Annotated in this window: 22 protein-coding genes; 3 read left to right on the top strand and 19 right to left on the bottom strand. The window is 67.7% G+C overall.

All coding sequences use genetic code 11. The features are described 5' to 3' along the window. Window positions 1-96: 96 nt before the first annotated feature. The 4 genes from era to JJJ14_RS05405 are packed head-to-tail and all read right to left on the bottom strand — an operon-like array spanning window position 97 to window position 4,311. Window positions 97-1,386 (bottom strand): GTPase Era, encoded by a 1,290-nt coding sequence (gene era, locus JJJ14_RS05420; protein WP_201444897.1) that lies wholly within the window; start codon window positions 1,384-1,386, stop codon window positions 97-99. After that, window positions 1,379-2,665: a hemolysin family protein gene (locus tag JJJ14_RS05415; RefSeq protein WP_075253436.1), complete on the bottom strand. Its 1,287-nt coding sequence runs from the start codon at window positions 2,663-2,665 to the stop codon at window positions 1,379-1,381. The genes era and JJJ14_RS05415 overlap by 8 nt, the downstream gene beginning before the upstream one ends. A 7-nt stretch (window positions 2,666-2,672) precedes the next feature. Continuing rightward, window positions 2,673-3,131, bottom strand: a complete 459-nt coding sequence (gene ybeY / locus JJJ14_RS05410) for an rRNA maturation RNase YbeY (protein ID WP_004565094.1) — start codon at window positions 3,129-3,131, stop codon at window positions 2,673-2,675. Then, window positions 3,121-4,311: a PhoH family protein gene (locus JJJ14_RS05405; protein WP_236592919.1), complete on the bottom strand. Its 1,191-nt coding sequence runs from the start codon at window positions 4,309-4,311 to the stop codon at window positions 3,121-3,123. The genes ybeY and JJJ14_RS05405 overlap by 11 nt, the downstream gene beginning before the upstream one ends. A gap of 192 nt (window positions 4,312-4,503) precedes the next feature. On the opposite strand from JJJ14_RS05405, the gene JJJ14_RS05400 reads away from it, so the two are divergent. After that, entirely contained in the window at window positions 4,504-5,754 is a 1,251-nt protein-coding gene (locus JJJ14_RS05400; RefSeq protein ID WP_201444896.1) for a hypothetical protein, read from the top strand. A 1,521-nt stretch (window positions 5,755-7,275) separates the two neighbouring features. On the opposite strand, the gene JJJ14_RS05395 is transcribed toward JJJ14_RS05400, so the two are convergent. The 7 genes from JJJ14_RS05395 to JJJ14_RS05365 all read right to left on the bottom strand — a co-directional run bounded on the left by JJJ14_RS05395 (window position 7,276) and on the right by JJJ14_RS05365 (window position 12,086). Beyond that, complete coding sequence (locus JJJ14_RS05395) at window positions 7,276-8,145, bottom strand: EamA family transporter (RefSeq protein ID WP_201444895.1); 870 nt, start codon at window positions 8,143-8,145, stop codon at window positions 7,276-7,278. A gap of 86 nt (window positions 8,146-8,231) precedes the next feature. Next, a complete protein-coding gene (locus JJJ14_RS05390) occupies window positions 8,232-8,978 on the bottom strand; it encodes an ABC transporter permease (RefSeq protein ID WP_201444894.1) in 747 nt (248 codons plus the stop codon). After that, complete coding sequence (locus JJJ14_RS05385) at window positions 8,978-9,808, bottom strand: ABC transporter ATP-binding protein (RefSeq protein WP_201444893.1); 831 nt, start codon at window positions 9,806-9,808, stop codon at window positions 8,978-8,980. The genes JJJ14_RS05390 and JJJ14_RS05385 overlap by 1 nt, the downstream gene beginning before the upstream one ends. A gap of 54 nt (window positions 9,809-9,862) precedes the next feature. Next, entirely contained in the window at window positions 9,863-10,480 is a 618-nt protein-coding gene (locus JJJ14_RS05380) for a TetR/AcrR family transcriptional regulator (RefSeq protein ID WP_201444892.1), read from the bottom strand. A gap of 147 nt (window positions 10,481-10,627) precedes the next feature. Next, on the bottom strand, window positions 10,628-10,972 hold the full coding sequence (locus JJJ14_RS05375) for a type II toxin-antitoxin system PemK/MazF family toxin (protein WP_236592918.1): 345 nt from the start codon (window positions 10,970-10,972) through the stop codon (window positions 10,628-10,630). After that, window positions 10,963-11,187: a hypothetical protein gene (locus tag JJJ14_RS05370; protein WP_236592917.1), complete on the bottom strand. Its 225-nt coding sequence runs from the start codon at window positions 11,185-11,187 to the stop codon at window positions 10,963-10,965. The genes JJJ14_RS05375 and JJJ14_RS05370 overlap by 10 nt, the downstream gene beginning before the upstream one ends. An 86-nt stretch (window positions 11,188-11,273) precedes the next feature. Further along, complete coding sequence (locus JJJ14_RS05365; protein ID WP_201444889.1) at window positions 11,274-12,086, bottom strand: 16S rRNA (uracil(1498)-N(3))-methyltransferase; 813 nt, start codon at window positions 12,084-12,086, stop codon at window positions 11,274-11,276. A gap of 60 nt (window positions 12,087-12,146) precedes the next feature. On the opposite strand from JJJ14_RS05365, the gene JJJ14_RS05360 reads away from it, so the two are divergent. After that, complete coding sequence (locus tag JJJ14_RS05360) at window positions 12,147-12,977, top strand: YggS family pyridoxal phosphate-dependent enzyme (protein WP_201444888.1); 831 nt, start codon at window positions 12,147-12,149, stop codon at window positions 12,975-12,977. A 38-nt stretch (window positions 12,978-13,015) separates the two neighbouring features. On the opposite strand, the gene dnaJ is transcribed toward JJJ14_RS05360, so the two are convergent. Together dnaJ and hrcA are read right to left on the bottom strand one after the other, a co-directional pair. After that, window positions 13,016-14,140: a molecular chaperone DnaJ gene (gene dnaJ / locus JJJ14_RS05355; RefSeq protein WP_201444887.1), complete on the bottom strand. Its 1,125-nt coding sequence runs from the start codon at window positions 14,138-14,140 to the stop codon at window positions 13,016-13,018. 91 nt (window positions 14,141-14,231) lie between these two features. Then, on the bottom strand, window positions 14,232-15,317 hold the full coding sequence (gene hrcA, locus JJJ14_RS05350; RefSeq protein WP_201444886.1) for a heat-inducible transcriptional repressor HrcA: 1,086 nt from the start codon (window positions 15,315-15,317) through the stop codon (window positions 14,232-14,234). Between the two features lie 170 nt (window positions 15,318-15,487). On the opposite strand from hrcA, the gene JJJ14_RS05345 reads away from it, so the two are divergent. Then, complete coding sequence (locus tag JJJ14_RS05345; RefSeq protein ID WP_201444885.1) at window positions 15,488-16,564, top strand: DUF3097 domain-containing protein; 1,077 nt, start codon at window positions 15,488-15,490, stop codon at window positions 16,562-16,564. 31 nt (window positions 16,565-16,595) lie between these two features. Here the strand turns inward: JJJ14_RS05345 and JJJ14_RS05340 are convergent, their stop codons facing one another. The 6 genes from JJJ14_RS05340 to trmB all read right to left on the bottom strand — a co-directional run bounded on the left by JJJ14_RS05340 (window position 16,596) and on the right by trmB (window position 24,299). Beyond that, complete coding sequence (locus JJJ14_RS05340) at window positions 16,596-18,017, bottom strand: sodium:proton antiporter (RefSeq protein ID WP_201444884.1); 1,422 nt, start codon at window positions 18,015-18,017, stop codon at window positions 16,596-16,598. Window positions 18,018-18,152: 135 nt separating this feature from the next. Beyond that, window positions 18,153-19,196, bottom strand: coding sequence for a ferrochelatase (hemH, locus tag JJJ14_RS05335; RefSeq protein WP_201444883.1), 1,044 nt, complete (start codon window positions 19,194-19,196; stop codon window positions 18,153-18,155). Window positions 19,197-19,349: 153 nt separating this feature from the next. Next, window positions 19,350-19,982: a hypothetical protein gene (locus tag JJJ14_RS05330; RefSeq protein WP_201444882.1), complete on the bottom strand. Its 633-nt coding sequence runs from the start codon at window positions 19,980-19,982 to the stop codon at window positions 19,350-19,352. A gap of 707 nt (window positions 19,983-20,689) precedes the next feature. Beyond that, window positions 20,690-21,937 (bottom strand): radical SAM family heme chaperone HemW, encoded by a 1,248-nt coding sequence (hemW, locus tag JJJ14_RS05325; protein WP_236592940.1) that lies wholly within the window; start codon window positions 21,935-21,937, stop codon window positions 20,690-20,692. 35 nt (window positions 21,938-21,972) lie between these two features. After that, the gene (locus JJJ14_RS05320; RefSeq protein WP_201444880.1) at window positions 21,973-23,292 is read right to left on the bottom strand and encodes an MFS transporter; all 1,320 of its coding nucleotides are present in this window, start codon (window positions 23,290-23,292) and stop codon (window positions 21,973-21,975) included. Beyond that, a complete protein-coding gene (trmB, locus tag JJJ14_RS05315) occupies window positions 23,289-24,299 on the bottom strand; it encodes a tRNA (guanosine(46)-N7)-methyltransferase TrmB (protein WP_201444879.1) in 1,011 nt (336 codons plus the stop codon). The genes JJJ14_RS05320 and trmB overlap by 4 nt, the downstream gene beginning before the upstream one ends. Between the last annotated feature and the right edge of the window lie 23 nt (window positions 24,300-24,322).

Below are 24,322 nucleotides of genomic sequence, written 5' to 3'. Positions count from 1 at the left end.
TGTGCGCGACCGATTCAGACACCAAGTCGCCACGTGTCGCAAGTTCCCTTGGTCCTAGATGCCGTCCGCACCGCTGCGCTGGCAGTGTTGAGCGGATCAGAAGCCGAGGCGGGCCAGGGCTTTGGGGTCGGACTGCCAGTCCTTGGCGGTGCGCACGTGCAGGTCGAGGTAGACCTTGCGTCCCAGCAGCTTCTCGATGCCCTTGCGGGCGGTGACGCCCACCTCCTTGAGGCGCCGTCCGCCCTTGCCGATGATGATGGCCTTTTGGGAGTCGCGCTCGACGACGAGGCTCACGCGCACCTGGAGGCGGCCTCCGGCGCCCTTGATGCGGCCGACCTCGCGCTCGTCATCGGGGTCGGCGATCTCGTCGACGACGACGGCCAGGGAGTGGGGCAGCTCGTCACGCACGCCCTCCAGGGCGGCCTCGCGCACGAGCTCGGCGATCATGACCTGCTGGGGCTCGTCGGTGATCTCACCGGTGGGGTACAGCGGCGGGGACAGGGGCATGTACTTGAGCAGAACCTCTTCCAGGACGTCGATCTGCTCGTTGCGCTGGGCTGAGACCGGGACGATGTCGGCCCACTCCCCCAGCTCGCTGACGGCCAGGAGCTGGGCGGCCAGGGCCTCTCGGGTGACGGTGTCGGCCTTGGTGACGACAGCGACCACGGGGGTGCGCAGCTCGGCGAGGTCACGGGTGATGAAGCGGTCGCCGGGGCCGATCTTCTCGTTGGCGGGGATGCAGAAGACGACGACGTCGACGTCGGCGAGGGTCTCGCGCACCAGGTCGTTGAGGCGCTTGCCCAGCAGGGTGCGGGGGCGGTGGAGGCCGGGGGTGTCGACCAGGACGATCTGCGCGTTCTCCTTGTGGATGACGCCGCGCACGTTGTGGCGGGTGGTCTGGGGGCGCCCGGAGGTGATGGCGATCTTGGCGCCGACCATGGCGTTGGTGAGGGTGGACTTGCCGGCGTTGGGACGGCCCACGATGCAGGCGAAGCCGGCGCGGAAGTCCTCGGGGAAGTCGGGGACGACGATCTCGACGCGGGCCGAATCCGTGATATCGGCGCTCTCGTCCGCGTCGTCGTCCTCGTCCAGGATCGGGAAGCCGTCCGCGTCCAGCCGGATGGCGCCGGAGCCGTCGGAGTCGCCGTCCTCGCCGTCGGAGTCGTCGCCGGGCTCGTCCTCGCCGTCTTCCTCGTCGTCGGGGTCGGTGAGCGGGTTGGGGCCGTCCATGAGCTCGGTGTCGGTGGGGAAGCGGAAGCCGGCCGGGGCGGGGCCGGGTGCGGGCATCTCGAGGGGCTCGGCCAGCAGCTCCTCGGGAGTCTCCCCGGGGGCCTGGGGCTGGTCGTCGCGGGCTGCGGGGGCGGTCTGGTCGGCGGTGTCAGTCATCGGTGTCCTCTTCGGGGGCGGGGGTGCGCGAGGCGAGAATAGTGGAGACCTGGCGGCGGCGGCCGGTGGCCTCCTCGGCCTGGAGGTGGACGCCCTGGGTGTCTCCGGCGGCGCCGGGCAGGGGGACGCGGCCGATGGCCTTGGTGAGCAGGCCGCCGACGGTGTCGACGTCGTCGTCGTCGATCTCGAGGTCGAAGAGCTCACCGAGCTCGTCCAGGGCGAGTCGGGCGGGGACGCGGTAGGTGCCGGGTGCGACTTCGACGACCTCGGGCAGCTCGGGGTCGTGCTCGTCGGTGAGCTCGCCGACGACCTCCTCCAGGAGGTCCTCCATGGTGACCAGGCCGGCGGTGCCGCCGTACTCGTCGACGGCCAGGGCCATGTGGAAGCGGCCGGTCTGCATCTCGCGCAGGAGGTCGTCGGCGGGCTTCATCTCGGGGACGTACTCGGCGTCCCGGGCGAATCCGGCCACGGCGAGGGCTTCGTGCTCGGGGTGGGCGGCCAGACGTCGCAGGACGTCCTTGAGGTAGAGGATGCCGCGCACGTCGTCGGCGTCCTCCCCGATGACGGGGACGCGCGAGTAGCCGGAGCGGATGAACAGGCGCATGGCGGCGGAGGCGGGCTTGTGGGCGTCGATGGTGACCATGTCGGTGCGTGGGACCATGACCTCGCGCACGAGGGTCTGGCCGAGCTCGACGACCGAGCGCATCATCTCGCGGTCCTCGTCCTCGATGGTGTCGGTCTCACCGATCTCGTCGATCATCTCGCGCAGGTCCTCGTTGACGGCCTCGCGGGTCTCAGCGTCGGTGGGGGCGGACTCGGGGCGGCGGGTGCGGGAGACGAGGCGGCGCTGGGGGGCGGCCAGGACATCGACCCAGGTGAGCAGGCCGCCCAGGGCGAGCAGGGTGGCGGCGGGGTTGCGCCGGCCGTAGGTGCGTGGGGAGAAGCCGACGACGACGCCCAGCAGGATGATGTTGGCCAGCAGAGCCAGGGCCAGGACCTGCCACCAGGCGCGCACGAGTCCGGAGGCGGCCAGGGTGATGAGGACGGCGGCGAGCATGTCGACGGCGACGCGGGCGACGCTGAGGGCGCCCAGGACCCGGGTGCGGTGCTCGGCCAGGCGGCGGACCCGGGCGGCTCCGCGGCGGCCCTCCTCGATGAGGTCGTCGGCGGCGGCCCGGGTGAAGCGCAGCAGGGCGGACTCGCCGGCTGACAGGAGGGCACCCAGGGCCAGGACGATCACCGCGCAGGCGATGAGCGCGGCGGTGGGGATGCCGGTCACGTGGGGCTCACTTGCCGCGCTCGGCCAGGAAGGTCAGCAGGAGGCGGCGCTGGAGGTCGAACATCTCCTTCTTCTCCTCGGGCTCGGCGTGGTCGTAGCCCAGGAGGTGGAGGATGCCGTGGACGGTGAGCAGGAGCATCTCCTCGACCGCCGAGTGGCCGGCGGCAAGGGCCTGCTTGGCGGCGACCTGCGGGCACAGGACGATGTCGCCCAGGGTGCCGGCAGGGGTGGGTGAGTCGGCTGAGCCGGGTCGCAGCTCGTCCATGGGGAAGCTCATGACGTCGGTGGGGCCAGGCAGGTCGAGCCAGCGCACGTGGAGCTCTTCCATGGGCTCGGGGTCGATGAACATGATGTTGAGCTCGGCGGCGGGGCTGACGTGCATGGCGGTCAGGACGTGGTCGGCGAGGGCCGCGAACTCGGCGGCGTCGATGACGGTGGTGGTCTCGTTGATGACCTCAGTGGTCATGCGGGTTCCTCTCCGAGTGGGGCCGGGCTGGGCGGTTGCTGCTCCCCCGACGGTACTGGCTGTTGCGGCCGCTGCGGCCAGGCGGTCCGGCGGGTCGGGCGGCGGCGTCCTGGGCGGCGACCTCGGCGTCGTGGCGGGCGTAGGCCTCGATGATGCGGCCCACGAGGCGGTGGCGCACGACGTCGGCCGATCCGAGCTCACAGAAGCTGATGCCCTCGACGCCGGCGAGGATCTTGCGCACGACGATGAGGCCGGACTCGCGTCCGCCGGGCAGGTCGACCTGGGAGATGTCTCCGGTGACGACCATGCGTGAGCCGAAGCCGAGGCGGGTGAGGAACATCTTCATCTGCTCGGGGCTGGTGTTCTGGGCCTCGTCGAGGATGACGAAGGCGTCGTTGAGGGTGCGTCCGCGCATGTAGGCCAGGGGCGCGACCTCGATGGTGCCGGCGGCCATGAGGCGGGGCAGGGCCTCGGGCTCGAGCATGTCGTGGAGGGCGTCGTAGAGGGGCCGCAGGTAGGGGTCGATCTTGTCGGTGAGGCTGCCGGGCAGGAAGCCGAGGTTCTCGCCGGCCTCGACGGCGGGGCGGGTGAGGATGATGCGCGAGACGCGCTTGCGGGCCAGGGCGTCGACGGCCTTGGCCATGGCCAGGTAGGTCTTGCCGGTGCCGGCGGGGCCGATGCCGAAGGTGATGGTGGATTCCTCGATGGCGTCGGTGTAGGCCTTCTGGCCGAGGGACTTGGGGCGGATGGTGCGGCCGTGGGAGGTGAGGATGTCGTCGGTGAGGACCTCGGTGGGGCGGGTGGAGGTCTCCAGCAGGCCGACGGCGCGCTCGACGGCGTCCGCGGTCAGGGGCGTGCCGGTGCGGGCGACGTCGATGAGCTCGGAGAGCAGGACGACGACGGTGTCGACGCGGGAGGCGGGGCCGGAGACGGTGACGGCGGTGCCGCGCACGTGGATGTCGACGTCGGTGAAGCCCTTCTCAATGGCGCGCAGGACCTCGTCCCGGGCGCCCAGGAGGGTCACCGGGGCGACGTCCTCGGGCAGGGTGAGGGTGCGGACCACCACGGTGTCAGGGGTGGTGGAGGTAGGCTGGAGGGAGACGTCTAACGCCCCAAAAGCCAGCGGAAGGCTTCCCCCCTGAACCGGAGCGGGATCGTCGTCGGAAGCAGCATCAATCATCGAGAAGTCATCGTACTAGATAGAAGATGACAAGGAAGCGGCAACTCGCCACACACTATCTCCACTCGACGCACTCTAAATTCAACACCCCCCTGAACACACACTAGACGGACAACACTTGCATACCCCTGAACCAAGAACCCATATTATCCTGCGCTAACACAGCAACGACTCAACCAACTGCGGATATAGATGACACCCCGAACGCATGAAACACCAGAAGACAGGCAAGCCGAAATTAAACCAACCCCTCCCGACAGTACTAACGATAAACTTGACGACACCAAAGTAAGAACTATTACATTTATATATAGCCACTTTTTCACCTATTTCGTCATTGGCCTAATTTCACTCTCCGTTGCCATAGCCGTCACGAGACCGACATTATTTGCAACAGTTTGGCCAAACAAAAACGCCGACAAATGTTGGCAGATCCACGATTACTTAGACTATTCATCGCAATACGCGGCGCTGATTGGATCAATTCTCGCCGTTGCAGGAATTACGATAAACAACTCAAACTACATCGCAGAACTGCTAACAAAATTACTCTCGAAGCCTCTGCCATCAATCATTTTTGCTGCACTTCAACTACTCAACTGCATTATCATATTCTCCATATTCATGCTGATCTTCAAAGCCCAAGAAATAAATTGGATTCCATTAATTATCGGATTGGGATTCAATCTGATAGCAATTACATCTCCATTAATGCTGGTGTTTCTAGTCCAGCGTTTAGTAAAACGAAATGTGATGAAAAGAATTGAAATTATCGACAACTACATAAGCAAGTTAGAAAGTAAATTTCTTGACGCGAGAAGCACCTCAACTGGATTAGGGTCACGCCATAGACACCCTCGTGACGCATTCCCGGAGGATAAGCCGTTTCGTTTTATGGCACGCATTCTCCGCAGATCAAACTCCAGTTCGATTCCGTTCTGGATGGCAAGCAGCGTAGTTTGTGCAACTCTTATCGGAGCCACGATTTTCACTGCACATCTAATTTATAAAGAGAACTACCCCTACAGATCGATAGTGAGCGGCATTTCGGCCACTTCAGTCCCAAGTATATTCATATCTCTCCCACTTCTTATTGCTCTCGGGTTAACCAGAATGACTTACAAAGAATTTTTATTACAGCCTTGTGAGCGAAATACCCTAATTGCTGTGAGTGTCATCTCACTGTTTATCGTGGAGATACTTATAGTTAGAGCAGCATGGAGTGGCCTACTCGAGTATACTTCTGCCCCACTTAAAGCGGTAGCCGCTATCACAGCAATATTCATTTTCTCATCGTCTTTCATGTTATCAACATTATCAATATTATGTGAGCGAGGAAACTGGGACGGCATTTTCTATCCAAGTAATAAGTTCGCGAAGCAAACATACGAGAGGCTCCAAGCAGAAAGGCAAGACCTCATAAATGTCTGCAATTTTACATAACATGCATCTCTATAAGAGCAGTTTAGGGCAACCTATTAGCAACTCCCTGTCGTCCGACATGCGTGCGGCTAAATCTTGAGAGATTGCTGGAACCCGAGCCAGCTCAGCCGCAAATTGCCTCCACTATAAATTGTGACTACACAGTCACCTATTGTAAATAGTTCTGAAACCAATACAACGCCATTCGCACCACATCGCCCGATCTACTTGCGTTCCGCATCCAGGGACTGATCGCATTCCCGGACATGCGCCTGTGTTGACCTACCTGTGTCATAGCCTAACCAGGAGTAACTCACCGAAGTCTGCGTCGTCCGGCAGGCCGTCACACTACGAGAGTTTTGGCACCTATACGCTGCAAGTCGACCCCACATTGAAAATTTAGAGTGTCCCCAGCATAAGGGGCCAGTCCAACTAATCGTGAACTGCACACAGCTTGAGCGCTGGCATCGGTTCGGCCACACTAGAATCTATTCAGCCGAGTACGCCATCGCTGGACTGGACATATAAGAATGTGGTTGTTCCAGGGATCGGTAAAGTCGATGGGTGAGGATACTGAGCCGCTTTGGCGGGGACGGGAAGTTATTGTCGCTAGGACGGGGGTGCGTGCCCAGCGGGGACGATGAGCGGTGTCTAGTCAGCCCTTCGTCCTGGGAGCCCGTGCTGATATCATCTTCCACCACGACCGTCCTGTCGCACCAGCCCCTTGTCCCAGGTCTCAGGAACGTGACCACCCCAAGACCGGCGGGGTGTGCGCAATAACCTACCTATGGGTGCTCTCTTTAGCGGTGACAGAGGTGCTGGCCGGATGCTGCAGGCTGACGGCGATGTGGGAGCACGGCACCTATCTGACCGGCGCCGAGACGGAAGCCCTGGGCCTGCCGCTGAGGCAGGTCCCTCCGTCGAGGTTCGCCATCCGACATGTTTTCCAGAGCCCAAAACGCGCAGATGTCAAGCCTGCCTGGCCTCATGATTCCATACAAGCACGGGTACCATCGAAGATCGCAGAGTGATCGCCGTGCTTGGCAAGACCATGCGCGCAGCCCGTACCGACCAGGAACCGCCACCTCACCTGCTGTCGCCCCAGACCAGGTCACCGGAACGGTCCTGCCTCAACCGCGGCAGGCAAACCCAACGAAATCCCAGCCGTGGGAAACTTGCTTAAACCCCCAATCCTGGATGGGGTCGTCGGGACCACCGACTCCATACACACCGGCAGACAAAATTGCCTGTGGGAGAAGAATGATCCCTCGCCCAGACATGGGGTCGTCTAGATCGCTGACTACATCAACTCACTAAGTCAACGCTCACATCACTAAGTTGGTTTACTAAGTCACCAAGTCGAGTCACTAAGTCAGCTTGTCAAGGCGCCAAGCGAGGCAATAGGACGCCGAGTCGAAGCACTAAGTCACTAAGTCAGGGCGCCAAGATGAAGCACTAAGACACCAAGTGGAGGCACCAAGTACGAACGTCCTGTTGAGCAGTTCAAATGCGACCGACACCATGCTTTCTGGTGAGCAACGCTCAGAGCGCCATCGCAAGAGTTCCACTGACCAGCAGCACTAGCCCGACAAGGTACCGCCTGCTGACGGCCTCCCGCAGGACGAGGGCGGAGAAGAGGACGGTTACCAGGACGCTCAGCTTGTCGATGGGAACCACCACGCTAGCCGGGCCGTCCTGAAGTGCCCGGTAGTAGCAGAGCCAGGAGGCACAGGTGGCTGCCCCGGAGGCCAGGACGAAGCCGAGCTCACCTTTCGGCACAGTGCGGACCTCCCGGAGCTTGCCGGTGACGGCAACCATCGCCCAGGCCATCACCAGCACCACCCCGGTGCGGATCGCGGTACCGAGGTTGGACTCCACCCCAGTGATTCCGGCCTTACCGAGGATCGCGGTGAGTGCGGCGAAGAAAGCTGATCCGAGTGCATAGAGCAGCCAGCCCCCGCCGTCGCGCACGGCCCGCGGCAGGCCGCGCAGGTCATCGGCGTCGAGCATCAACAACGTCCCGACAGCGATCAGAGCCACTCCAAGCGCCCCGATGAGGCTCACCCTCTCCCCCAGGAACATGAGGGCCAGCAGCACCGTCAGCACTGTGCTCAGCTTGTCGATCGGCACGACCTTGTTGACGCTGCCGAGCTGGAGCGCCTTGAAGTAGCACAGCCAGGAGGCCCCGGTCGCCAACCCAGAGAGCACCAGCAGGCCGGTGCTGCGGGCATCGAGGTGAGCCAGTTCGGTCTGTGAACCGACGATGAGCACCATGCCCCAGGCGCCCGCCAGCACCACGATAGTGCGCAGCGCCGTCGCCACGGTCGAGTCCGTGGTGCGGATCCCCTCCTTGGCCAGGACGGCGGTGATGCCGGCGAAAAGTGCTGAGCCGCAGGCGAAGACGATCCACATAAGGCAACCCTAACCCCACCTACACTACCGCGCGGCGGGCACGAAGGTCCTCGCCCTCACGCCCGCCGTTACTGGCTCCTCCCGGTTCAGCGGGTCTTGCGCGGCACGGTGGAGGCCGCCACCCCCAGGACCACCAGGCCGAAGCAGATCAGGTAGGTCAGGTATCGGAAGAAATCGTCGGAAGGCTCACTGGATGTGGTGAGCTCAGTGACGGCGTCGACCGCCCAGCTCATGGGCAGGGCGTCACCGACCACCTCCAGGGCGCGCGGCAGCTGGTCGCGGCTCACCAGGAGCCCGCACAGGAACAGCTGGGGCGCGATGACCACCGGCATGAACTGGACGGCCTGGAACTCCGTGCGCGCAAAGGCCGAGACCAGCAGTCCCAGAGACACCCCAACGAAGGCGTCGATCAGCGCAGTGAGCACCACCCAGCCCCAGGAGGCGGAAATGTCCACGTCCAGGCCCCAGGCGGCCACGGCGCACAGGATGAGGGACTGGATGACGGCAGTCAGTGCGAAGGCGGTGGCGTAGCCGAACAGGAGGTCGGCTCGGTGGATCGGGGTGGTCCACAGCCGCTCCAGGGTGCCGCTCACGCGTTCGCGCAGCATGGCGACGCTGGTGACCAGGAACATGACCGTGGTCGGCAGGATCGCCATCATGGAGACGGCGATGTGGTTGAAGATCAGGTCCGCGCCGGGATAGTCGCGGTAGACGAAGTACAGCAGGGTCAGCAGCGCCGCGGGCACGATCGCGATGAGACCGACCGTGCGCCGGTCGGCGCGCAGCTGGGTGAGGATGCGGCGGGTGGTGGCCAGGTAGGTGCGCAGGTGCATCAGCGCTGCCCTCCTTTCTGCTCAGGCCGGCTCTCAGAGTCGGCGATGACGGCTAGGAAGGCGGCGTCGACCGTATCCGCCCCGGTGCTGGCCAGGAGGTCCGTGGCCGTGGTGGTGGCCAGGATGCGGCCGCTGCGCATGAGGAGGACCTGGTCGCAGCGGAAGGCCTCGTCCATGACGTGACTGGAGACTAGGAGGGTGGCACCGCGCTCGGCCAGGGCGCGGAAGGTGCTCCACAGCTCCTCGCGGGTGACCGGGTCCAGACCGACGGTCGGCTCATCCATGACGAGCAGGTCGGGGTCGGCCACGAGCGCGCAGGCCAGGCTCACGCGCCCGGCCTCGCCGCCGGAGTAGGTGGACACGGGCCGGTCGGCTAGGGCGGCCAGTCCGACGACGTCGAGGACCTCATCCAGGTCGCGGGCCCGGCTTCCGGCCAGGGAGGCGAAGTAGCGCAGGTTCTGGCGGGCGGTCAGATCTCTGTAGACGGCCTGGTCCTGGGTGACATAGCCGACCCGACCGCGCACGGCGGCGGCGCCGGGGACGTGCCCAAGAACCTCAAGCCGTCCGCGGTAACGCTGGACGCCGACAACGGTGCGCATGAGGGTGGTCTTGCCGCAGCCCGAGGGGCCGAGCAGACCGGTGATGGTGCCGGGCTCCAGGTTCAGGTCCAGGCCGTGGAGGATCTCCTTGCGCCCGCGGGTCACGCACAGGTCCGTCGCGGTGACGGCCGGCTGCTCCGAGGCGGTGGCCGTGATGTCTCGACTGGAGTCGGGCGATTGGTTGCTGGCCCCCGACTCCCGGGGCGCGTCTCCTCCATCGCTTTTCATCATGTGATGAATATAGGTCGACGGCGAGCCTCTGTCCAGAGATGGATTCGGATGAGCTCAGACGGGATCGACGAGGCCGGGCAGGTCGTCGAAGGCGTAGCGCTGGATAGTGGGGCCGACGAGCGCGGCGACTGCCTCGACGTCGAGGCCGGCGATGTGGTCCATGCGGGCGACCCAGCGGGCCAGGCCGAGTCCGATGATCTGGCTGGCAATGAGCTGGGCGCGCAGCTCGGGGCGGTCGGGACAGAAGTGGGTGACGATCGGCGAGAGAATCCCAGTGGCGATGAAGTCGCGGAAGGGCTCGACGTCACTGCCCTGGCCAAGCGCGGCATGGATGACCGCCGTGAAGCGGTCCGCGCCCGCGTCGTCCCACAGGCTAACGACGGCGCGCACGATCCCCTCCCCCAGCTGCTCGGGCTCGAGCTCGGTGATGGAGGCCGCTCGGTGCATGAGGTTGGCGTCGACCCCGGCGGTCGACTCGATGACGGCCTTCGCGAAGAGCGTGGCTCGGTCCGGGAAGTAGTGGTGGACCAGGGCCGGGTCGACGCCGGCGTCGCGCGCGATGCCGCGCAGGGAGGTCTGGTAGCCGTCGCGGGCGAAGGCGGTGCGGGCCGCCGCCAGGATGGCCTCGCGCGTGTCCGGACTGCCCGCCGGCCGCCGCCCCCGCGGACTCATCGCTCACTCGTCTCGCTCATAGTCAGAGCATGCCCGCAAGCCGCCCCGTTGGGAAGCAGCCGCGCTACGGCTCCCAACCGCCGCGCGACCCTCCGCACGCAGGCAGGTGCCGCCAGCATCATTGTTTCTGCGACCTCTCAGCGCGTGCTATCTGATGCAGTCGAGCAGCCATTCGCGCACGTCCCGAAGGACAGATCCCTCCACGACTCCGATCTTTTTGGCGAGACGCTGACGTGAGATCGTGCGCACCTGTTCGGTCATGGCAAACGACCGCTGCTCCATCCCTGCTCCCGCATTGAGCTCCACGTGATTCGGCCAGCCCCGATCCTTCGTTGTCACAGGAACCACGACGACAAGCGTCGTCACCGTTCGATGGAATCGTTCATTGGACACAATGAGAACCGGACGACGCCCGGACTGCTCTCGCCCGACAGCAGGATCGGGAAGTGCCCACCACACCTCGCCCGGCTCAACCGGGACTGCTAGCTCCATGCTTCCGACTCCCACTCACGGAGCTCCTTGAGATAGGTCTCGTCCGGCGGATGCACCTCCATTGCACGCCGCACCTCGGCGAAGCGCCGCTCACGTGCCGCCTCCTCCAGCAGCTCCTTGAGCGCAGCATCCATGGTCACCCCGCGCTCTGACGCCAGGGCCCGCAAGCCGTCCCTCGTGCTGCGCTCCACCTTGATCGTCGTCATGCCAGTCATACTCATAGTATGTATGACAGTCATACTCATGTGAAGGCGCCTCACTCCATTCCTTAGTCAGGACTCGAGCAACGCACTCGCGCGTCTCACTCCCACAGGCCGCTGGCGTGGGCGAGGACGGCCAGGGCGACGGGGCCGGCTGAGGCGGTGCGCATGACGTGGGGGCCCAGCCGCACCGTCGTTGCTCCGGCCACCTCCAGGGCCGCCGTCTCCTCGGGGCTGATGCCGCCCTCGGGCCCCACGACGACGGCCAGCGCCAGCGGCTCCTCTCCGGGCGCAGGCAGGCGCACCGACTCCATGGCGGTGCTGATCGGGGTGCTGGCCTCCTCGTGCAGGACCAGCACCACTCCCCCGCCGCGAACCGTCTGCGCCACCCAGTCGACCAGCCTGCGGGTGTCCCGCATCTCTTCGACCTCGGGGACGCGGGCCCGCCGGGCCTGCTTGGCGGCCTGGAGGGCGGTGGCCTGCCAGCGCTGGCGTCCCTTGGCCTGCTTGGCCCCCTGCCACACGGACACGCAGCGCTCGGACTGCCAGGGCAGCACCAGCCCCACCCCGACCTCGGTGGCGGTCTCCACGGCCTGCTCGTCGCGCCCGCCCTTGGCCAGGGCCTGGACGAGGGCCAACTGCAGCGAGGGCTCGGGCTCCTCAACACGCTCCAGGACCCGCACGGCCAGACGGTCCTTCGCTCCGCCGACGCCGGCCCCGGTCACCTCGCACACCAGGCGCAGGCCCGCGCCGTCAACCAGGTCCACCCGCTCCTGGGCACGCAGGCGCTTAACGGTCACGGCATGGCGGGCCTCAGGTCCGGTGAGCATGAGGACAGTGCCGAACGTGGCCGAAGCGACGGCGTCGGCGGGCTCGATGGTCTCGGGCGTGAAGAGGAAGACGGGTGCGGTCACGGCTCCAGCCTACGGGCCACATCCAACCGGTGTCCGCCGGCGGTGCTAGCGTCAGTGACCATGACCGAGCCTTCAGCCGCCCATACCCCTCAGTCGTCCCCATCCCCCACCTACACCGCCGCCGTCACGGTGGAGGACTTCCGCCGCAACCTGGCCGCCATCCGCGCCCGGATTGACGCCGCCGCGAAGCGCGCCGGCCGCGACGCCGCCGAGATCCGTCTGCTGCCGGTGTCCAAGACCGTCCCCGAGGAGCGCCTGCGCACCGCCTTCGCCGCGGGCATCACCCAGATGGGTGAGAACAAGGTGCAGGAGGCCCAGCGCAAGAGTGAGAACCTGGCGGACCTGGGCATCTCCTGGTCAGTCATCGGTCACCTGCAGACCAATAAGGCCAAGAACGTGGCCGCCTTCGCCGACGAGTTCCAGGCCCTGGACTCCCTGCGGCTGGCCGAGGCCCTCGACCGGCGCCTCCAGGCGGCCGGGCGGGGCCTGGACGTCTACGTGCAGGTCAACTCCTCGGGCGAGCCCAGCAAGTTCGGTCTGGAGCCCGACGACGTCGCAGACTTCCTCACAGCGCTACCGGCCTACTCCTCGCTGCGGGTGCGCGGGCTCATGACCCTGGCCGCCAACACCGACGACGCTGCGCGCGTGCGCGAGTGCTTCAGCATCATGCGCCGGCTGCGCGACGCCGCCCTCGAGGCGGGCACCGTCGGTGACGGACTGCTGTCGATGGGGATGAGCGGGGACTTCGAGGCCGCCATCGAGGGAGGCTCCACCTGCGTGCGAGTGGGTCAGGCGATCTTCGGGGCCCGGGCCACCCCCGACTCCCACTACTGGCCCGAGTCACCTGAGGCCGACCAGTCTCAGACCGACCAGCCGCCGGCCAGCAGCTGAACGGCGAGCCCCGACCGCTAGCCCAGCCCCGGTGGCGCTCAGCGCCCGGAGAAGCGCTCCTTGAGCTTGCCCATGACGCTGGAGTCGCGCACGGGTTCGACGTCGTCCTCCCCGCGCAGGCGGGCCAGCTCGGCCAGCAGCTCGCGCTGACGGTCGTCCAGGCGCGTGGGGGTCTCCACGATGATGGACACGTGCAGGTCTCCGCGGCCCTTGCGGCGCAGGCGCCCCACGCCCAGGCCGTCGAGGACGACCTCGTCGCCGGGCTGGCTGCCGGCCTTGACGGTGACGTTCTGCTCGCCGTCGAGGGTCTGCAGCGGGAAGACGGCGCCCAGTGCGGCCGCGGTCATGGGCACGCGCAGCTCGGTGTAGAGGTCGTCGCCGTCGCGCTCGAGGAACTCGTGCGGCTTCTCGTGGATCTCCAGGTAGAGGTCGCCGTTGGGGCCGCCGGCCGGGCCGGCCTCGCCGCGCCCGGACATGCGGATGCGGGTCCCGGTGGACACCCCGGCGGGGATGGAGACCTCCAGGTCCTGGCGCACCCGGGTGCGGCCCTCGCCGGAGCAGTCCTTGCAGGGAGTGACGATGACGGTGCCGTAGCCCTGGCAGCCCGGGCAGGGCGAGGAGGTCATCACCTGTCCCAGCAGGGTGCGGGTCATGCGCTGGACGTTGCCGACCCCGTTGCACTGGGAGCAGGTGACCGGCTCGGTGCCCGGTGCGCAGCAGGAGCCGTCGCAGGCGGTGCAGGTGACGTAGGTGTCGATGGGGACCGACCGGGTCGCTCCGAAGGCGACGTCGGAGAGCTCCACGTCCACGGCCACGAGGGCGTCCTGGCCGCGGCGGGCCCGGGAGGCCGGTCCGCGGCTGGCCGCTCCCCCGCCGAAGAAGGACTGGAAGATGCCGCCCAGGTCGCCGAAGTCGGCTCCGGCGAACCCTCCGCCGAATCCACCGCCGCCTCGCACGGCGTCCTCCCCGCCCAGGTCGTACATTTGGCGCTTGTCGGGGTCGGAGAGGACCTCGTAGGCGGAGGAGACCTCCTTGAACTCGTCCTCGTGGCCGGGGCCGGCGACGTCGGGGTGCAGCTGGCGGGCCTTCTTGCGGTAGGCCTTCTTGATCTCCTCGGGGCTGGCGTCGCGGCTGACGCCGAGGACCTCGTAGTAGTTGCTCACTGCGTTCTTCCTTTACGGCTACGACTTCTGCGGTGGTGGTTTGGGGGCGTGCCCGGCCGGGCCGCTTGGGGCGGGTCGGGCAGGCCGGTTCTCACGTCTCCGGTGGGGACAGGAACCGGGACAGGTAGCGGGCCACGGCCCGGACAGCGGTCATGGTGGCCGGGTAGTCCATGCGGGTGGGGCCGATGACCCCGAGGTGGGCGACGGCCTCACCGGTTCCCGGCCCGTAGGTGGTGGTGACGACGGAGGCCTCGGCCAGGGCGTCGTCGTTGTTCTCCGATCCGATGCTCACGCGCATCCGGTTCTCGCCGGCCGGGGCGCCGTTGTCGGCGGTGAACAGGCGCAGCAGCACCACCTGCTCCTCGACGGCGTCCAGGAGGGGCCCCAGGGAGGAGAAGTCGGGGGTGGCGCGGGCCAGGTTCGCGGTCCCGGCGACGACGAGCCGCTCCTCCGCGTCGGGGCGCAGTGCGGCGATGAGCTCGTCGGAGACGGCCTCGAGCAGGAAGCGCTCGTCGGCGGACGCCTGCTCGGCCAAAGCCGCCAGGATCGGGGCGACGTCGGCGGCGCGGCGGCCCGCGAGGGCGCCGTTGAGCCGGGTGCGCAGGCGCTCCAGGACGAGGGGGTCGACGACGTCGGCGATGTCGAAGCCCCCGTCATGGCGCGCGCTCACGGAGCCCCGGGACCTGAGGGTCACGGTGCGCTGGTCGACGCGCCCCGTGTCGGTGATGATGACCAGCAGGACGCGCTCGGGCCCCAGGGCCACGAGCTCGAGGTGCTGGAGGGCCGCGTACCGCAGGCTGGGGTACTCGACGACGGCGAGCTGGCCGGTCAGCTGAGCCAGGGCCCGCACGGTGCGGGCCACGACCTGTTCCAGGTCGACCGCTCCGGACAGGAGCGCGGTGATGGCGGCGCGCTCGGGCGCTGAGAGGGGCTTGATGCGGGCTACCTCGTCGACGAAGAGCCGGTAGCCCTTCTGGGTGGGCACGCGCCCGGCCGAGGTGTGCGGCTGGTGGATGTAGCCCTCGTCCTCCAGGGCCGCCATGTCGTTGCGGATGGTTGCCGGGGACACGCCCAGCCGGTAGCGCTCCACGAGGGCCTTGGACCCCACGGGCTCGCGCGTGCGCACGTAGTCGGTGACGATGGCGGACAGGACCTTGAGACGTCGGTCGTTGGCCACGGGTCCTCCTCCCTCATCAGTGCCGAGACGCGATCAGTGCCGGTGTTAGGCGGCAGGCCGCCCGCACACCTGTGGGATGCGGCCAGCGATTAGCACTCACCCCACGTGAGTGCCATCCTACGCTGTGGTCCGGCGGGTCCACCGCCGGCGGACCGTGAGTTTCCCCTACCGTGCCGAGGGTGAACACGCCCGCCCCTTACCGCTCCCCCGTTCCCGGATCGACCGCCGCCCGCCGAGCCGCCCTGAGGGCTCGCGCCGAGGCCGAGCAGAGGCAGCAGGCACAGGGCGCCCCGGCCGCTTCGCGCTCGCGCGGTGGGGCGGCTGCGAGCAAGTCCGCTGCCCGCAGGCCCTCGTCGAGCGACCGCTACGGCGGGGACGTCCTGTCGGTCAACCCGCACCGCACGGGGCCCGGCGCCATACGCCCGGAGTCGGTGCACGTGCCGGTGACGCCGGGACTGGTGGTTGAGGACCGCCAGACCGGCTTCGTCGGCGCCGCGGTGGCGGTGGAGAAGTCGGGCGGTCAGCACGTCGTGGTCCTGGAGGACCGTCACGGTGTGCGCCGTGGCTTCGCCCTGGGGCCGGGTTTCTGGATCGAGGGCCGCCCGGTGATCCTGGACCCGCCCGTGGCGCGCAAGCGCAAGCCCACCGGAGCGGTGAGCGCCGCCGGCAGACGGCTGACGGCCTCGGGCTCCTACGCGGTCGAGGGCGAGCGGGCCAAGGTGGCGCGCGCCTCGCGGATCTGGGTGGAGGGCAAGCACGACGCCGAGCTGGTGGAGAAGGTCTGGGGTGACGACCTGCGCCACGAGGGCGTCGTCGTCCTCATGCTCGATGGCGTCGACAACCTTGAGGAGGTCATGGCCGAGTTCGGCCCGGCCCCCGAGCGGCGGGCCGGTGTCCTCGTGGACCACCTGGTGGCCGGCTCCAAGGAGTCGCGGATCGCTCAGCGGGTGGCCAAGATGCCCGGCGGGGAGAACGTGCTGGTCCTGGGGCACCCGTATGTGGACGTGTGGCAGGCGGTCAAGCCGGCCCGAGTGGGTCTGGAGCGCTGGCCGGACATCCCGCGGGGCACCGACATCAAGCACGGCACCCTGGAGGCCCTGGGCTGGCCGCACGCCACCCAGGCCGATATCGCCCGGGGCTGGCAACGCATCCTGGCGACCGTACGCTCCTACAAGGACCTCGAGCCGAGCCTGCTGGGCCGCATGGAGGAGCTCATCGACTTCGTCACCGCCCCGGGCACGCGCTGAGGCCGGAAACGGATCATGAGGGCAGGGCGGCTCAGCCCTCAGCGGCCTCGGCCTGGTCGGCCAGGGCCAGGCGGCGGGACTGGGACAGCAGACGGGCGTCGAGCGCCAGCAGCCCCACGGTGAGCACTCCGCCCAGGACCTTCCACAGGAGGCCCGGGGCGATGAAGAGCAGGACCATGGCGGCGATGATCGGCACCAGGTGCTTCATGGAGCGCCCCACGTAGCCGCCGAAGCTGGGCATCTCGACGCCGTCGGACTCTGCGACGGACTTGACCATGAAGTTCGGGCCGTTGCCGATGTAGGTGATGGCTCCGCACAGGACGGCGCCCAGCGAGATGGACACGAGGTAGAGCTCGGGAATCCCGGCAACGTCGGCGCCGCCGGGGTGGGAGACCTTGCCGGCCATCTCGAAGAAGGTCGCGTAGGTGGGGGCGTTGTCCAGGACGGAGGAGAGCCCGCCGGTGAAGATGAAGAAGGTGACCTCGTTGAGCGGCAGCGAGCCGGCGACCTCGTCGAGGTAGTGCAGGGCCGGGATCATGGTGAGGAAGATGCCGATGAACAGGATGGCGACCTCGGCGATGGGGCCCCAGGTGAACTGGTTGTCCTTGAAACGGACCTCCCGGCTGCCCAGGAAGTAGGAGCCGGCCGCGGAGGCGAGCATGATGAACTCGCGCACGGGGATCCAGTCGCCCAGGGCGGCGTGCCCCTCCTCGATGGCGTGAGCGTCGACGGAGGGGGCGAAGGCGACGGCGGCGATGATGACGGCGAAGAAGACGAAGTTGAGTGAGCCCTTGAGGCCCAGGGGCTCGATCTCGGTGTCGTCGTCGTGCACGGCCTTGGCGGGCTCCTGGGAGTAGTAGTAGGAGTCCAGGGCGTAGTAGCTCACCAGCAGCATGACGTTGACGAAGAGGTACTCGCGCAGGAGGTTGAAGGTCCAGGTGAAGGGCACCCCGCGCAGGAAGCCCAGGAACAGGGGCGGGTCGCCCAGGGGCGTGAGGAGGCCGCCGCAGTTGGCCACGATGAAGATCGTGTACAGCACCGTGTGCACCCGGTAGTGGCGCTCCTTGTTGGTGGCCAGCAGGGGCCGGATGAGGAGCATGGCGGCGCCGGTGGTGCCCACGAAGGAGGCGATGACTCCGCCGATGGCCAGGAAGATCGTGTTGTTGCGGGGCGTGGCCCGGATGTCGCCCTTGAGGAAGATGCCTCCGGAGACGACGAACAGGGCCAGCAGCAGGCAGATGAACTGGACGTACTCCACCACGGCGGCGAAGACGGACGTCCAGCCCAGGGCGACCCACATCCAGGCGGCCACCGGCACCCCCAGGCCCACGGCGACGATCAGCTGGCTGGAGTGCTTCTCCCACCAGTGGGCCGTGGCCGGGATCAGCGGCAGGACGGCGATGCAGGCGAGCATGCCCGCGAAGGGCAGGACGGACCACCACTCAAGATGCACGGCGACTTCCTCACAGAATCGGGACTGTCCGCGTCACCATACCGTCCCGGACAACAGTTTCCCCGGTGAGGGCCTGTGGTCTCTCGTGCTGAGACCGACCTTCCGGCCTGCTGCGGCCACGGGGCCGCGCCGGGCTCAGATCCAGCCGGCCAGCACCTTTCTGGCCTGCTGAGCCAGGGTGGCGATGGCGCCGTCGGAGTCGTTGCCCCAGGGGATGTAGTGGAAGCTGCCGCCCCCGGCAGTGGTGAAGGTCTCGCGGTTGAGCTGGTTGATCTCCTCAAGAGTCTCCAGGCAGTCGGAGACGAAGCCGGGGCAGATGACGTCGAGGCGGGGGCAGCCGGCGCGGCCGAGCTCGCCGACCGTGTCAATGGTGGCCGGCCCGATCCAGGCGGCGGGCCCGAAGACGGACTGGAAGGTGAGTTGGGCAAGGCCCTCGGGCAGGTCGAGCCGCCGGGAGAGGAGCTGGGCGGTGCGCTCGCACTCGGAGCGGTAAGGGTCTCCGGCGTCGTGCATGGCCTGGGGGATGGAGTGGAAGGACAGCAGGAGGCGCTCGCCGGCGGCCGGGTCGGGGCGGCCGTGGACCTGCCAGTGCTGCTCCAGGGCGGTGGCGAGGGCCTCGATGTAGGCGGGCGCCGTCTCGAAGGAGCGGATGGTGCGCAGCTCGGGCTGGTTGCGGGAGGTCAGGATGAAGCGGGCGGCCTCATCGACGACGGTGCCGGCCGAGGAGGCGGCGTACTGCGGGTAGAGCGGGATGAGGGCGATCCTGCGGCAGCCGGCCTCCATGAGCTCACCCATGACGCGGCGCATGGCCGGCTGCCCGTAGCGCATGGCGATACGGACCTGGACCGATTCGCCGAGCTCGTCCTGGAGCAGCTCGCCCTGGCGCTCGCTGTAGTGCATGAGCGGGGAGCCCGAGCGGCTGGTCTCCTCCCCGGGGCGCCAGATGGTGGCGTACTTCGCCGCCGATGCGCGAGGGCGCACCCGCAGGATGATGCCTTCCAGGACGGGCCGCCACAGGAGGGGGTGCATCTCAATGATCCGGCGGTCAGAGAGGAACTCCCGCAGGAAGGGCCGGACGGCTCTGGCCGTGGGGGCCGCCGGCGTGCCGAGGTTGGCCAGGATGAGGGCGGGGCGCTCGTCCGCGCCACGCGGGTCAGGGGCGGTGAGGCTCAGGGGCACGGAAATCCTTGGGAGGGGCAGGATCGTTCTCGACGACGACGGTATTGAGCGACGTCGGCCTCACTCTATCCGAGTGGGTCCGCCCTCCGGCTCGCAACGAGTCCGCGCCCCGCCGGTTGAGACGAGCGGGGCGCGGAGGGGGCCTGAAGAGATTCAGCGGACGACGTCGTAGCCCTGGATGCGCACGTAGGAGTAGGCGGACAGGAGCATCACCAGCGGGACCGTCACCAGCCAGCCGATCAGTGTGACCGCGCCGAGGATGTAGAGGCCGACGCCGGCCAGAGCGAAGGGGAAGAGCTCTCCGACGTGGCTGGACAGGGTGGCCCAGGACGCCTTCATTCCTGCAATGCCGTCCATCCCCTTGTCCACGGTGAAGTACACCGAGTAGTGGAAGAGGAAGGCCGCAATAATGCCCGGAACAGCGCACAGAAGGACGCCCACGGACGTGGCGAGCCACGTGAGAAAAGCCGCGAGAAGGCTCGCACCGAAGTTCGGGAACGTGAACAGGTCACCCCAGGCCAAGGGCCGCCCGGTGGCCACCTTGATCGCCATGTGAGTGGTCACGATACTAGCGAAGAGACCAATAGCGAAGGCGATATAGGTTCCGAAGGGAACTCCCAGGCTGAAGCCATGCTCCTCTCCGTTGACAGTGTAGTGGGCCTCTACAGTGAAGCTGGAAAGAACAGTCCACAGGCCCATCCCCACAACGAGAATGAGCGCATTCTCCTTGAACTTGGACCACGCCCAGGACATGCCGTCACCGACGCTCAGCGGCGCCCCTCCCATCGCACCTGGAGGATAAGGAGGCATCCCTCCACCGGCGCCCATACCGGGCTGGGGACCGTAGCCCGGGACGGCCCCCGGCTGGGAGGCGTAGTCCGGACCGGCAGCGGGTTGAGGACCGTATCCCTGCGTCGCCCCGGGCTGAGGGCCATAGCCGGGTTGCTGTTGAGGGTCGGGGCCGGCCCCGTAGCCGGGCTGTGCCCCGTAGCCCGGAACGCTCCCGGCCTGGGGATCGTAGCCTGGTTGCGGCCCATAGCCGGGGATACCTGCTCCCTGAGGGACACCACCAGCCTGGGAACCGTCGTCTGGGTAACCTGGATACTGTGGAGTAGTCATCCCGTCAGGTTGCCACAACTCCCTGGCACTACACTGAAAATATCAAGACATCGGCAAGGGTAGATCGTGAGCGGCCCGCACCTGCCTGCTCGCGTCAAGGACCTTCTTCCTACTGGGGTGGAGCTCGAAGATGAGCTCCGTGGTGGCGACCAGGAGATGCCCTCGACTCGCCACGCGACACAACTTACTGCAGCATCTGCTGGCTCCCCTACCGCTTCCACCGAGCTGCGAAAAACGACTAAGAACTGCTCCGATCGGCCCTAGAATAATGAGAGCCGCAAGTACGCGCTTGAGCCAGATGGAAAGCACAGTCAGAATTCCTTCGATTGCAGATCGAAATCCTAACCTACCAGAAGTTCGGATCGGCTTCGGGCTCACTGGGTCAGGGCGCGGGTGACGGTATCGGCCATGAGACGGCCGCGCAGGGTGAGGACCGCCCGGCCCCTCAGGGCCGCTCCGGCGTCGAGGAGTCCATCGCCGACGAGGCCGGCCACGACGGGTACCAGGTGAGGAGGAGTGGCTCCGGCAGCATCAGGCCGGTTTAGTGACGGACCGCCCGGCCGACCCCCGAGACCGGCCAGCTCGAGGCCCTCACGCAGCCGGATGCCCAGCATGATCCGCTCCAGCTCCCGGGAGTCGGCGTCAATGACCTCGTGCCCGGCCACGGGCAGGTGACCGGTGGCGATCTGCCCGGCCCAGGCGACCGGGTGCTTGGTGTTCCACAGGCGCACGTCCCCCAGGTGGGAGTGGGCTCCGGGTCCGGCTCCCCACCAGTCCCAGTCCAGCCAGTAGGCCTGGTTGTGGCGGCACTCGGCACCGGGGCGCGCCCAGTTGGAGATCTCGTACCACTCGTAGCCGGCCTGTCCCAGGGCGGCATCAGCCATCTCGTACTTGATGGCCTCGTCGTCGTCCTCGGGCATCGGCAGCTCCCCGCGGCGGACCTGCCCCCACATGCGAGTGCCCTCCTCGATGACCAGGGCGTAAGCGCTCACGTGTTCCGGGCCGATCCGGGTCACCGCGTCCAGGGAGCGCTGCCAGTCCTCCAGGGATTCCCCCGGCGCCCCGTAGATGAGGTCCAGGGAGGTGCTCAGCCCGGTTCGCCGCGCCCACTCCACCACGTGGGGCACCCGGGCGGGCTCATGGGTGCGCTCCAGAACCTTCAGCACGTGGGGCACCGCCGACTGCATGCCGAAGGAGACCCGGGTGAAACCGCCTTCGGCCAGGGCTGCCAGGCCGGCCTCGTCCACGGAGTCCGGGTTGGCCTCGGTGGTCACCTCCGCGTCTGCTGCGAGCCCGAAGCACTCGCGCACCAGCTCCAGCATGCTCACCAGGTCGGAGGCGGGCAACATGGTGGGGGTTCCTCCGCCCACGAAAACGGTCTGCGCAGCGCGCACCGGCAGGCCCGCCTCGTCCATGGCGCGGCGGGCGGCGCGCAGCTCGCCGGCGAGGGTTCCCACGAAGTCCTCGGCCGAGGCGCCCTGCCCCATGGCCAGGTTCGTGTAGGTGTTGAAGTCGCAGTAGCCGCAACGCACCCGACAGTAGGGCACGTGCAGGTACACCGAGAACGGGCGCTCACTGCCGTCCGGTGCGGAGGCGGCCGCCTGCGCCGGCAACTCCCCCATCCCCGGCAGGGGGTCACCCACCGGCTGGGCCGGGCTCACTCGGCACCGCCTTGAGCCTCGGCCCGCTCGTCGTCGCCCTCCAGGACGCCGGCGGGAATGGCCGGCTCAGGCCTGCCGGAGTCGCCCGCGCGGGCCGCGATCTGGGCGCACACGGTCATGAGCACCAGCACTCCCACCACCATGGCGAAAGGGGCCACCCATCCGCCGCTGTGCTCATGGACCCAGCCCATGACCACCGGGCCGACGGCGGCCAGGCAGTAGCCGGTCGTCTGAATGACCGCGGTGGTCCGGCGGTTCTCATCGACCGACTCCGAGCGACGGATGACCAGGGTGAACAGGGCGGCGAAGAAGGCGCCATGCGCGATGCCCGAGAACATGCAGGGAACCAGCCAGTAGCCGGGGGCCACCGTCAGGCAGACCGGCAGCATCAGCCAGCAGGCGCAGATGACGCCCAAGACCCTGCTGGCCGGCCACCCCAGCGCCTCGAACATCACCGGGACCAGCAGAGGCCCCACGATTCCCAGCAGGGAGAACACGGAGGCGGCCACTCCCGCACCGGACTCGCTCATGGCAAGCTCGTCGACCAGGGCCGTCGGCAGCCACCCCGAGATCGCGTAGTAGGAAAAGGTCTGGGCCGCGAAGGCCACCGCCATCACCCAGGTCAGGGGGCGTTTCCAGACGGCGGCGCCGGTCGACGACGTCGGACGGGCCAGGGAGCGCTCCGTCACCCAGGAGGTCATGCCCGACCGCTCCCGCAGGCTCTGCCGGGGCGCCTGGCTGCCGGGCGGGAAGACCCACAGCCACATGGCACCGGCCAGCAGTACCGGCATGGCTGTCCAGGCGGCGGCCGAGCCCTGCCAGCCGATGACGAGGGCCAGCGGCACGGCCAGGGCGGTGGCCGCGGTGACGATGACATTGCAGGTCGAGGAGTACAGGCCCGTCATGAGTGAGGTGCGGTGCCAGAAGTCGCGGCCGATGACCATGGGCGCCACCAGGTTGCCCACCGTCAGCCCCGCCCCGATGATGACGGTTCCGGCGAAGGCAGCCCAGGTGGTGCCGGCCGAGCGCAGCAGTGCCCCGACCAGAGCCATTCCCAGGGTGAGCAGGCCCGCGGTGTTGATGCCGACGCGGCGCACCACCGTCGAGGCCAGCGGGGTGAGCAGCCCGAAGCACAGGATCGGCACGGAGGTCAGTGCGCCGCGGGCCACCTCCCCCATGCCCAGGTCCTGCCCCAGGCGCGTCAGCAGGGGCGGGATGACGCCGACCGGTGCCCGCAGGACCGCGCAGAACCCGAGGAAGCCGGCGACGATGACCATGAGCCAGGCGCGGCGGGGCAGCCTGGCAGCTGCGCTCACGACCGGTCCGCCGGGTGCAGCAAGCCGTCACCGCGCCCCTCACGCAGGCGCCAGGGCTGGGACTCCAAGTGGTTCCAGGCCTGCCCCTCGGCCTCGAGGTGATCCAGCATGGAGGCGCCCCGCTCGGGGATCCAGGCCACCTCGGTGCGCACTGCGGTCAGGTCCCGGATCGTGCGTCCCGCGTCCAGGCCCCTCTGCTCGAAGCGGGTCATGACCCGCCCCTCGTAACGGGGTGACCACCCGCCGCGCACGCCCGCCGGGGATCCCGGGTCCAGGCCGTTGCCCAGGCTGTCCTCCTCGGCGGTCTCGGCCCCCAGGTCGGGGCGGGCGCCGGCGTCGTCGTGCCGGAAGTAGGGCAGGGTGATGTCCGGGCGCAAGCCGGCGGGCAGCGCCGCCACGGCCTCGATGACGTCGCGCATCTGCCAGGCGTAGTCCGCCCAGTCGGTGGCCAGGCGCCACACCCCGCCGGGACGCAGCACCCGCGCCACCGAGTCGGCGAAGGCGGTGGTCACCAGGCGGCGTTTGCGGTGGCGGGGCTTGCGCCAGGGGTCGGGGAAGAACACCCACACCTCACTGGCGCAGGACACCGGCAGGGCCGTGGCCAGCAGCTGGGAGGCGTCGGCGGGGACGACGCGCACATTGTGCAGGCCCTGACGGTGGATCGAGGTCACCAGGCGGGCGATGGCGGTCTCCCAGACCTCCACCGCCAGGTAGTCCACCCCCGGGTGGGCGGCTGCATGGGCAAGGAGCGCCTCCCCGCTGCCCGAGCCGACCTCGACGATCAGCGGCCGCACCTGCCCCATGTGCCCGAAGACCTTCTCCGGATCGAGGCGGAAGCTCGGGGACACGGTACGCACGGCGTCGGCCCGCGGCACATCGACCACGTAGCGGGGGCCGAGCTGGGCCAGGGCCTCGGCCTGGACGGGACGCAGCCTGCCGCCGGCGCGCGAGAAGGAGCGCACCCTGGAGTGGATGGCGTGGGAGCGGGGCGGGTGGTGCTGAGCCATGCGGAGCCTTGCATCCTTTACTT

It is taken from the genome of Actinomyces sp. HMT 175 (genome assembly GCF_016694895.1).
GTDB classification, from domain to species: domain Bacteria; phylum Actinomycetota; class Actinomycetes; order Actinomycetales; family Actinomycetaceae; genus Actinomyces; species Actinomyces oris.
This window is presented reverse-complemented; position numbering and strand designations above follow the sequence as displayed.

Bases quoted from the DNA above. Each gene is read 5' to 3' on its own strand.
- JJJ14_RS05375 (WP_236592918.1), bottom strand. From the start codon at position 10,972: ATGGAGCTAGCAGTCCCGGTTGAGCCGGGCGAGGTGTGGTGGGCACTT.
- hemW (WP_236592940.1), bottom strand. From the start codon at position 21,937: ATGGGGGAGTTGCCGGCGCAGGCGGCCGCCTCCGCACCGGACGGCAGT.
- JJJ14_RS05385 (WP_201444893.1), bottom strand. From the start codon at position 9,808: ATGATGAAAAGCGATGGAGGAGACGCGCCCCGGGAGTCGGGGGCCAGC.
- trmB (WP_201444879.1), bottom strand. From the start codon at position 24,299: ATGGCTCAGCACCACCCGCCCCGCTCCCACGCCATCCACTCCAGGGTG.
- JJJ14_RS05405 (WP_236592919.1), bottom strand. From the start codon at position 4,311: ATGATTGATGCTGCTTCCGACGACGATCCCGCTCCGGTTCAGGGGGGA.
- JJJ14_RS05395 (WP_201444895.1), bottom strand. From the start codon at position 8,145: ATGTGGATCGTCTTCGCCTGCGGCTCAGCACTTTTCGCCGGCATCACC.
- JJJ14_RS05400 (WP_201444896.1), top strand. From the start codon at position 4,504: ATGACACCCCGAACGCATGAAACACCAGAAGACAGGCAAGCCGAAATT.
- JJJ14_RS05330 (WP_201444882.1), bottom strand. From the start codon at position 19,982: ATGGGAGGGGCGCCGCTGAGCGTCGGTGACGGCATGTCCTGGGCGTGG.
- JJJ14_RS05390 (WP_201444894.1), bottom strand. From the start codon at position 8,978: ATGCACCTGCGCACCTACCTGGCCACCACCCGCCGCATCCTCACCCAG.
- JJJ14_RS05380 (WP_201444892.1), bottom strand. From the start codon at position 10,480: ATGAGTCCGCGGGGGCGGCGGCCGGCGGGCAGTCCGGACACGCGCGAG.
- JJJ14_RS05360 (WP_201444888.1), top strand. From the start codon at position 12,147: ATGACCGAGCCTTCAGCCGCCCATACCCCTCAGTCGTCCCCATCCCCC.
- ybeY (WP_004565094.1), bottom strand. From the start codon at position 3,131: ATGACCACTGAGGTCATCAACGAGACCACCACCGTCATCGACGCCGCC.
- era (WP_201444897.1), bottom strand. From the start codon at position 1,386: ATGACTGACACCGCCGACCAGACCGCCCCCGCAGCCCGCGACGACCAG.
- JJJ14_RS05370 (WP_236592917.1), bottom strand. From the start codon at position 11,187: ATGACTGGCATGACGACGATCAAGGTGGAGCGCAGCACGAGGGACGGC.